This is a genomic window from Actinoplanes sp. NPDC048791 (genome assembly GCF_040650095.1).
Lineage (GTDB): Bacteria > Actinomycetota > Actinomycetes > Mycobacteriales > Micromonosporaceae > Actinoplanes.
Window position 1 is genome coordinate 1 of the sequence record NZ_JBEZGQ010000357.1, and the last position, 7,608, is coordinate 7,608.

The 7,608-nt window shown below is 71.1% G+C and carries 13 protein-coding genes; 8 read left to right on the forward strand and 5 right to left on the reverse strand.

Features of this window, described 5'->3' with window-relative positions; translation table 11 throughout:
* Positions 1–42: 42 nt before the first annotated feature.
* Entirely contained in the window at positions 43–852 is an 810-nt protein-coding gene (locus AB0C29_RS24115) for a hypothetical protein (RefSeq protein ID WP_360824041.1), read from the reverse strand.
* A 166-nt stretch (positions 853–1,018) separates the two neighbouring features.
* Positions 1,019–1,504: a GNAT family N-acetyltransferase gene (locus tag AB0C29_RS24120; protein WP_360824044.1), complete on the reverse strand. Its 486-nt coding sequence runs from the start codon at positions 1,502–1,504 to the stop codon at positions 1,019–1,021.
* Positions 1,505–1,576: 72 nt separating this feature from the next.
* Between AB0C29_RS24120 and AB0C29_RS24125 the strand changes: the two genes are divergently transcribed.
* Positions 1,577–2,200 carry a DUF2238 domain-containing protein gene (locus tag AB0C29_RS24125; RefSeq protein WP_360824047.1) on the forward strand — a complete coding sequence of 208 codons (624 nt, stop codon included), beginning with the start codon at positions 1,577–1,579 and terminating at the stop codon, positions 2,198–2,200.
* On the opposite strand, the gene AB0C29_RS24130 is transcribed toward AB0C29_RS24125, so the two are convergent.
* Entirely contained in the window at positions 2,181–2,648 is a 468-nt protein-coding gene (locus AB0C29_RS24130) for an Lrp/AsnC family transcriptional regulator (protein WP_360555045.1), read from the reverse strand. The genes AB0C29_RS24125 and AB0C29_RS24130 overlap by 20 nt on opposite strands.
* A gap of 71 nt (positions 2,649–2,719) precedes the next feature.
* Here AB0C29_RS24130 and AB0C29_RS24135 point away from each other — a divergent pair, with 71 nt between their 5' ends.
* From AB0C29_RS24135 to AB0C29_RS24155, 5 genes are all read left to right on the forward strand, one after another.
* The gene (locus AB0C29_RS24135) at positions 2,720–3,193 is read left to right on the forward strand and encodes a DUF2000 domain-containing protein (RefSeq protein WP_360824050.1); all 474 of its coding nucleotides are present in this window, start codon (positions 2,720–2,722) and stop codon (positions 3,191–3,193) included.
* Between the two features lie 72 nt (positions 3,194–3,265).
* Entirely contained in the window at positions 3,266–3,616 is a 351-nt protein-coding gene (locus tag AB0C29_RS24140; RefSeq protein ID WP_360824053.1) for a DUF2750 domain-containing protein, read from the forward strand.
* Positions 3,617–3,697: 81 nt separating this feature from the next.
* Complete coding sequence (locus AB0C29_RS24145; protein WP_360824056.1) at positions 3,698–3,937, forward strand: Flp family type IVb pilin; 240 nt, start codon at positions 3,698–3,700, stop codon at positions 3,935–3,937.
* A gap of 53 nt (positions 3,938–3,990) precedes the next feature.
* Positions 3,991–4,422, forward strand: coding sequence for a response regulator (locus AB0C29_RS24150; RefSeq protein ID WP_360824059.1), 432 nt, complete (start codon positions 3,991–3,993; stop codon positions 4,420–4,422).
* A 41-nt stretch (positions 4,423–4,463) separates the two neighbouring features.
* Positions 4,464–4,814: a PRC-barrel domain-containing protein gene (locus tag AB0C29_RS24155; RefSeq protein WP_360824061.1), complete on the forward strand. Its 351-nt coding sequence runs from the start codon at positions 4,464–4,466 to the stop codon at positions 4,812–4,814.
* Here AB0C29_RS24155 and AB0C29_RS24160 read toward each other — a convergent pair.
* The gene (locus AB0C29_RS24160) at positions 4,765–5,754 is read right to left on the reverse strand and encodes an RNA polymerase subunit sigma-70 (protein WP_360824064.1); all 990 of its coding nucleotides are present in this window, start codon (positions 5,752–5,754) and stop codon (positions 4,765–4,767) included. The genes AB0C29_RS24155 and AB0C29_RS24160 overlap by 50 nt on opposite strands.
* Positions 5,755–5,863: 109 nt before the next feature.
* On the opposite strand from AB0C29_RS24160, the gene AB0C29_RS24165 reads away from it, so the two are divergent.
* Both AB0C29_RS24165 and AB0C29_RS24170 read left to right on the forward strand, forming a co-directional pair.
* Positions 5,864–6,235 carry a nuclear transport factor 2 family protein gene (locus AB0C29_RS24165; protein ID WP_360824067.1) on the forward strand — a complete coding sequence of 124 codons (372 nt, stop codon included), beginning with the start codon at positions 5,864–5,866 and terminating at the stop codon, positions 6,233–6,235.
* A gap of 21 nt (positions 6,236–6,256) precedes the next feature.
* On the forward strand, positions 6,257–6,622 hold the full coding sequence (locus AB0C29_RS24170) for a nuclear transport factor 2 family protein (RefSeq protein WP_360824070.1): 366 nt from the start codon (positions 6,257–6,259) through the stop codon (positions 6,620–6,622).
* 7 nt (positions 6,623–6,629) lie between these two features.
* Here the strand turns inward: AB0C29_RS24170 and AB0C29_RS24175 are convergent, their stop codons facing one another.
* Positions 6,630–7,379, reverse strand: a complete 750-nt coding sequence (locus tag AB0C29_RS24175; RefSeq protein WP_360824072.1) for an aminoglycoside adenylyltransferase domain-containing protein — start codon at positions 7,377–7,379, stop codon at positions 6,630–6,632.
* Between the last annotated feature and the right edge of the window lie 229 nt (positions 7,380–7,608).

Sequence of the window (7,608 nt, forward strand, 5' to 3'; positions counted from 1 at the left end):
TGGCCATCCGGCCACCCGCGCGTCACTTCAGTGAGCCGGACGTCAGTGGTGCCCGCCCATGCCGCCACCGTTGTTGGAGCCGCCGCCGGTGTTGTTGCCACCGCCGTTGTTGTTGCCACCGGTGTTGTTACCGCCACCGTTGTTGGAGCCGCCACCGTTGTTGGAGCCGCCACCCGTGTTGGAGCCACCGCCGGTGTTGGAGCCACCACCGGTGTTCGAGCCGCCACCCGTGTTGGAGCCGCCACCCGTGTTGGAGCCACCGCCGGTGTTGGAGCCACCACCGGTGTTCGAGCCGCCGCCGGTGTTCGAGCCGCCGCCGGTGTTGCCGCCCTGGTGACCGTTGCCGCCCTGGTGACCGTTGCCGCCCTGGTGACCGTTGCCGCCCTGGTGGCCGTTGTTGCCGCCGCCGTGGTTGCCGCTACCGTGGCCGTTGCCGCCACCGATCGGGCCACCGTTGCCCGGGCGGTACGCGACCACCGGCATGGCGATCCCGAAGGACCGGCGCACGGGGCGGTCGAAGCGGCCGCAGTTGTCGTACACGAGGGTGGCGCGCAGCAGCGCCACGCCGGAGCGGTCGAAGTCCGCGTTCACGCGGAACGCGGTGAAGTCGGTGCGCCCCGGGCGCAGCGAGTCGCCCCGCGAGAAGGACGTCGAGCGGGCGTTGCGCGGGTAGTCGACGTCGACGCGCCGGCCGCTCACCCAGACCTGGGCGTCACAGATGCGACGGTCGGTCTGCCAGCGGATGCTGACCCAGGTGTCGGTGTGGGCCCGGACCCGCTGCACGAAGTTGGAGACGGGCTGCGGTCCCCGCGGTGCCGCTTCCGCAGCGGTGGGGGCCACCAGCGACGCCATGCCAACCGAAGCGACGGTGGCGGCCACGAGGGCTCCGATACGCCGAGACTTGTTCATCCCATTCCTCCGAAACTAGTTCGTCGTCAGGCCGAGGGCTGGCCTGACGAAAGAGAGGTTATGGGCGATTTGCGCCTCACTACGGGATTTGGAGGTGTTTCGGGACAAATTATAGCTTTTTAACCATTACGTGGAGGCCCACTAGTCCTTTCGACTGATGATCAAATGCTTCCGGAACGGTGCCGATGATCACGAAGCCGAGCGACTGCCAAAGGTGCACGGCAGCGGCGTTGACCTGCACAACCGCGTTGAACTGGATGCTGTGATAGCCGTTGCCGCGGGCCCACTCGACGACGTGCTCACCCAGCGCCCGGCCCACGCCCCGGCCGTGCCGGCCCGGGTCGACCATGAAACTGCCGGTAGCGACGTGCGCGCCGCGGCCCGGCCGGTTGGGCCCCATCTTCGCCGAGCCGAGGATCTCGTCACCCTCCACCGCCACCACGGTGCGGCCGGGTGGCTGCTCCATCCACAACGCCCGGGCCTCGTCGGGGCCGAGCCCCAGCGGGTACGCGTACGTCTCGCCGGCCTCCACGATCTGCGACCAGAACGGATAGATCCGGGGCCAGTCCTGCTCTGTCGCCTCTCTGATCCACATGCGTCGACCCTAGGGCGACTTGAGTTCGCGTACCCAGGTGGCCGGGGCGGTCCCGCTGACAGGATTCCCGGCATGACTGAGGCACGCCGCGAGCCGGCCGTCCTGCTGGGCGCCGGGGTTCTGGCTCTCGCGATCTCCGCGATCCGTCCGTACTCCTACGGCACCTGGCTGCTCGAGGTGCTGCCGGCGCTGATCGCCATCCCGGTCCTGGTGCTGACCTACCGGCGCTTCCCGCTGACGCCGCTCGCCTACCGGCTGATCCTGGCCCAGGCGCTGATCCTGATGATCGGCGGTCACTGGACCTACGCCCAGGTGCCGGCCGGGGAATGGGTGCAGGACCTGTTCTCGCTGGAGCGCAACCCGTACGACCGGCTGGGGCATCTCTTCCAGGGCATCACCCCGGCGATCATCGCCCGCGAGATCCTGCTGCGCCGCACCCCGCTGCGTCCCGGCGGCTGGCTCTTCGCCCTGGTGGTCTGCGTGGTGCTCGGGGTGAGCGCGTGCTGGGAGTTCTTCGAGTGGTGGTCGGCCCTGATCGGCGGCAGCGCGGCCGACGACTTCCTCGGCGCGCAGGGCGACGTGTGGGACACCCAGTGGGACATGTTCCTGGCGCTGTGCGGTGCGGTCGTGAGCCAGCTGCTCTTCTCCCGCGTACACGACCGCCAGCTGAGCCGGCTCAGGACGGCACGGGACTGATCCGGTCGTTGCGCAGGTGCTCGTAGACCACGGAGGTGCGCACGTCGGCCACGTGCGCGTGCTCGGTCAGCCGGTCGATGACAAAGGCATAGAGGCTCTCGTTGTCCGGCACCGCCACGTGGATCAGGAAGTCCTCCGAGCCGGTGGTGACGAAGACGCCGAGCGTGTCCGGCAGGGCGGTCACCCAGTTCCGGAAGGCCTCGATGTTCCGCCGCGACGGGGGCCGGATCCGGACCGCGATGAGTGCCTGCACCGGCCGGCCGATCGCGGCCAGGTCGACGGTGAGGCTGGCGCCCCGGATGACGCCACGCTCGCGCAGCGCCCGGGTGCGGTCCAGCGCGGTGGTCGGCGAGACCCCGACCGCGGCGGCGATGTCGCGGTTGGTGCGCCGTGCATCGATCTGCAGTTCCCGCAGCAACGCCGTATCAAGTTCGTCCAGATGCGCCATAGCGCCAGCGTAGCCGGATTAAGTACGGATTCCTTGTCACAGACCCGTGCGGATGCCTACCGTTTCTCACTATGAACGGCATTAATCAGGTGGGCTTCGAGCCCGAGGAGATCCGTACCGACGAGCCCACCCGCTCCGCCCGGCTCAAATGGGTGATCGTCGTCGACGAGGCGCTGCCCGCCGGACGCGCCACCAACGCGGCCATCTGTGTCGCGGCGGCCACGACCGCGGCGGTGACCGGGCTGCTCGGGCCGGACGCCAAGGACGCCGACGGCTCCGTGCACCCCGGCCTGCCCTGGGCGGGCTGCTCGGTGCTGGGCGCCCCGGTCGCCCGGCTCACCGAGATCCGTACGCGGGCAGCCGGCTCGCTGGGCGTCTTCGTCGCCGACATGCCGGTCCAGGGCCAGGCCACCCGGGTGTACGACGAGTACCTGCGCCAGGTCGGGGAGACGGCCGGCGCCGAGCTGGCGTACCACGCGGTCAGCCTGGTCGGGCCGCGCAACCGGATCGACAAGCTGGTGCACCGCCTGGGCCTGCTCGCTTGATTTGACCGTTCAAATCACCGGTAAAGCCCCGATACGCGACGATAGGGGTGGTTACCGACAGAGGGAGACGGCATGTCGCTCAGTGCGGCCCATTCGGCGGCGTTCCGACGGGAGGCGCCCCGGGAGGGCCGGGTCTGGTCGATCCGGGACGCCGCGGGCTATCCGGCTCCGGAGGACGAGGCCGGCCGGCGGGCCATGCCGTTCTGGTCCAAGCCCTCCCGGGCCGAACGCGTGGTCGGCGCGGTACCGGCGTACCGGGGCTTCGACGTGGTGGAGATCCCGATGGCCGACTGGCTGGACAGCTGGCTGCCCGGCCTGCGGCGGGACGGGCTGCTGGTCGGGGTGAACTGGGCCGGCGCCCGGGCCACCGGCTTCGACCTGGCACCCGACCGGGTCGCCGCGTGGTTCACCGGGCAGCCCTGAGACCCGCCGAAATCTTGAGTGACTCCCGGCGGGACCGATACGGATGGCGACAGCCCGCGGTACCGCTCAAGGAGTTCTGATTTGCTGATCACCCTGCTGCGCGGGATCGTGGGCCGCCGGCCCGGGCAAGGCGCCGACGAGGGTGCCACCGCCGTCGAGTACGCCCTGCTCATCGGCCTGATCGTGGTGATCGTCATCGCCGCCGTCACGCTGCTCGGCGGCGACCTCGGCGCGCCGGCCACCGGAGTCGCCCAGCACGTCGGCGCACTCGCGGACGACGGTTCCTGGGCACGACCGGGCAATCGTCGCGTGGGCCGGTAGCCCCGGACCCCGGCACCCCCTATGCTTGCCGAACTGCAAACAAAGGGGTAGCGGTGCGAACTCTCGAGATCCTCGTTGTCGACGACGACGACGCCGACGCCCTGATGATCTCGGAGGCGCTCGAGGGCTCCGAGCGGCAGACGACGGTCAACCGGGTGGCGGACGGGCGCGAGGCGCTCGACTACCTGCTGCGCACGGCGCCGTACGAGAACGCCCACCGCCCCGATCTGATCCTGCTGGACCTCAACATGCCCCGCATGGACGGCCGCGAGACGCTGGAAGCGATCAAGACCGACGAGCGGCTGAAGACCATCCCGGTGGTCATCCTGACCACCTCGGGTGCGGCGCCGGACATCGCGTCGAGCTACCAGCACCGGGCGAACGCGTACGTGACCAAACCGTTCGGGCTGGACGAGTTCGAGGCCACGGTCCGGACGATCGACCGCTTCTACCGCGAGGTCGCGCTGCTCCCGCCGGGCGACTGACCGCCGGTTACCGCGCATCCCCGCGGGGTACGAGCAGAGCCATGTCGGACAACACCGCCCCCGAGGACCTCGGGGCCCCGCAGTCTTTCCTCGTCCTCGCCGACGGCACGCCGGTCTACGACCGCGCGGGCGACAAGGTCGGCACGGTCGCGCACGTCCTCTCCGACGACCGGGACGAGATCTTCCAGGGCCTGGTCGTGAAGACCGCGCAGGGTCATCGCTACGCCGCCGCGACCCAGATCGACGGCCTCTTCGAACACGGTGTCATCGTGGCGGTCCCCGCGGCCGAGCTGCACGAGCCCACCGAGGAGACGATGGCCAAGGCCGGCGACGACGACTCCTTCACCGACGGTCTGCGCCGGGCCTGGAACTGGCTCGTCCAGCCGAAGTGACCCCGGCGGCCGCGACGAGTCCGAGGCGGCTCAGCGCGGCGTTGTCGTGGAAGCGGGTCAGCCCGGCGAGGTGCTCCCCGCGTACCGTCAGCGCCAGCAGGCCGGCCGGGCGCGCGACCGTCTCGCCGGGCCCGGCCAGATAGCAGGCGTAAGCCGGCTGGGTGTTGACCTCGGCCGGGACGAGCAGCAGCTGCCGCGACCCCCGCCACGCGTCGCTGGCCCGCAGGAAAGCGCCGATCGCGGCCGGACCCTGATATTCGTGCGGCGCCGGCGGCATGGTCAGCCAGGCGTCGTCGACCAGCAAGCCGACGACCGTGTCCACGTCACCGGCCGTGAACGCGTCCGCGAAGCGTCGCGCCAGCCGGCCGTCGTGCGGCGTCGTCCGCCCGTCGCCCACCGCGGACCGGGCCCGTTGGAGCACGCCCTTGACCACGGTGGGAGTCGTCGCGAGCATCCCGGCGACCTCGGCGGCCGGATACCCGAGGACGTCCCGCAGGATCAGTACGGCGGCCTGCCGGGGCGGGAGCCGTTGCAGCGCGGTGATGAACGCGAGCTCCACCGCCTCCTTCATGCCGTAGCGCGCCTCCGGGCCGGGAGCGGTGTCAGGCAGCTGCTCCAGCAGGGTGTCGGGGCACGGCTGCAACCAGGTCACCGCGTCGCGCCGAGTCGGCTCGGGCGGCTCGAACGGAGGTTTCGGCACCGCCGGGACACGCCGGGCGGCCGAGCGCCGGAGGTTGAGACAGCGGTTCGTGGCGATCGTGTACAGCCAGGTGCGCAGCGAGGAGCGGCCCTCAAAGCCCGCCAGCCCCTGCCAGGCCGCCACCAGCGTCTCCTGCAGGGCGTCCTCGGCATCGCTCAGCGACCCGAGCAGCCGGTAACAGTGCAAGAGCAGCTCACCACGGTACGGCTCGACGAGCTCACCGAAGTCCGTACCGTCCACGTCCGCAGCATCTCATCCCCGGACCGTTCCGATCGTCTCCGCGCCGGTGTCTCAACCAGGGACAGAACACCGAACCTGCGCTCCGCGCAGCCCGCCGAAGGGAATCCCGATGCCGGACGAAGAGAGTGCCGCCCTGCGCGTGGCGCTGGCGTACCACCGGGCCTGGACGAGCAAGGACGTCGAACTGGCCCTGACCTACGTCGCGGACGACCTCGTCTGCGACGCGCCGGCCGGCCGGATCGACGGCCGCGACGCCTACCGCGACTTCCTCGCGCCGTTCGCCCGGTCGCTGATCAGCACCACCCTGATCGCCGCCTTCGGCGACGAGGACAAAGCCCTGCTGATGTACGACACCAGCTCCGCGCTCGTGGCCAGCGCTCCCGGCGCCGAATGCCTGACCGTGCGGCAGGGCCGGATCACCTACAGCCGCTTCATCTTCGACCGCCTCCCCTTCGCCGCCGCGAGACAGGCCATGGCCTAGCGTCAGCGGCAGGAGGTACCGGTGGACGAGAACGAGTTGCGCACGGCGGAACGCCGCCTGCAGGCTGCCCAGCTGGCGTCGGACGTACCGGCGCTGGACGAACTGCTCGACGACCGGCTGGTCTTCACCGGGCCCGACGGCGCGCTCTACGGCAAACAGGACGACCTGCGCGTGCACCGCACCGGCACGCAGGTGATCGACGCCCTGCACGAGGAGGAGCTGACCGTGCTGGTCGCCGGGCGGACCGGGATCACGTGGTTCCTCGGCGACCTGCGCGGCAGCATCAACGGCACGCCGTTCGAGGCCCGGATGCGCTACACCCGCACGTGGGTGCACGACCACGAGCACGGCTGGCGCATCATCGCGGCCCACGCGAGCGTCGTCTGAGCGTCCCTCAGGCGCCGTCGAGCACAACCCGCAGGAAGCCGATCAGGTCGGCGCGCCGGCGCACCGGGTTCCGGTACAGCGCCGGCCCGCCGACCCGGATCCGCCGGGCTTCCCGGATCACCCGGTGCCAGCGTTCGTCGTAGGTCCGCAGGGCGAAATCGGCGGCCTCGGTCTTGGCGGTGACCCGCCCGGCGGCGAGTGTGTGCCGCAGCCGGGCAGCGCCGAGGACACCCCAGGAGGTCGCCCAGGCGCTGAAGCCGACCGGGCCACGCGCGGTGACGTCGCGCCAGCGGGTCCAGTAACCGGCGAGGTTCTGCCGGGTGCTCTCGGCCAGCGCCGGCCAGTCGGTGTGGATGCCGAGCCCGCCCACGCCGGGGCCGCGGACGGCGACCCCGCTCTGGGCGAGCACGTGCCAGGTCACGAGATGCCGCTCGAAGCGTGACTCCGGCTCGACCTGCCACTCGTGCACCGCGGGCCCGGGCGGGCAGGTGGCGGGATCACGCCGGAGGTCCTCGGCGGTCACGTACAGACCGTCGAAGTACGGCTTGCGGTGGGCTCGCCGCAGGTCGGCGTGCACGGCTCGCAGGGTCGGCACGTCCGGCGTACCGGAGACGACCGCGACGAAGTCGATGTCACTGACGCCGGGCCGATAGTCCCCGAGCGCGACCGAACCCTGCAGGTAGAGCCCGCGCACCAGGCCGGGTGCGTGCCGGTCGGCCAGCTCCAGGTAGGTCGCGCACACCTGCTCGACATTCACCCGCGTCACGGTATCCCGAGGGTTCCCGCCACCTGAGTGCCGCTCGGCGCCGGCTGCCTGCGTAGTGGTCAGCCGACCGTTTCCAGGCCCGAGTCGCCGCAGATCTTGACGAGTTCCGCTGCCGCTGCGCTGACCGCCGCCACCGCGTCAGGTTCGGCGTCGGTGCCGTGGGCGGCCTCGGCCTTGGTGCACGCGGCGGACAGGGCCTGCGCCGCGTCGGGGACCGGGG

Coding starts and splice junctions, on each gene's coding strand:
- AB0C29_RS24115 (WP_360824041.1), bottom strand. CDS start 852: ATGGCGTCGCTGGTGGCCCCCACCGCTGCGGAAGCGGCACCGCGGGGA.
- AB0C29_RS24120 (WP_360824044.1), bottom strand. CDS start 1,504: ATGTGGATCAGAGAGGCGACAGAGCAGGACTGGCCCCGGATCTATCCG.
- AB0C29_RS24125 (WP_360824047.1), top strand. CDS start 1,577: ATGACTGAGGCACGCCGCGAGCCGGCCGTCCTGCTGGGCGCCGGGGTT.
- AB0C29_RS24130 (WP_360555045.1), bottom strand. CDS start 2,648: ATGGCGCATCTGGACGAACTTGATACGGCGTTGCTGCGGGAACTGCAG.
- AB0C29_RS24135 (WP_360824050.1), top strand. CDS start 2,720: ATGAACGGCATTAATCAGGTGGGCTTCGAGCCCGAGGAGATCCGTACC.
- AB0C29_RS24140 (WP_360824053.1), top strand. CDS start 3,266: ATGTCGCTCAGTGCGGCCCATTCGGCGGCGTTCCGACGGGAGGCGCCC.
- AB0C29_RS24155 (WP_360824061.1), top strand. CDS start 4,464: ATGTCGGACAACACCGCCCCCGAGGACCTCGGGGCCCCGCAGTCTTTC.
- AB0C29_RS24165 (WP_360824067.1), top strand. CDS start 5,864: ATGCCGGACGAAGAGAGTGCCGCCCTGCGCGTGGCGCTGGCGTACCAC.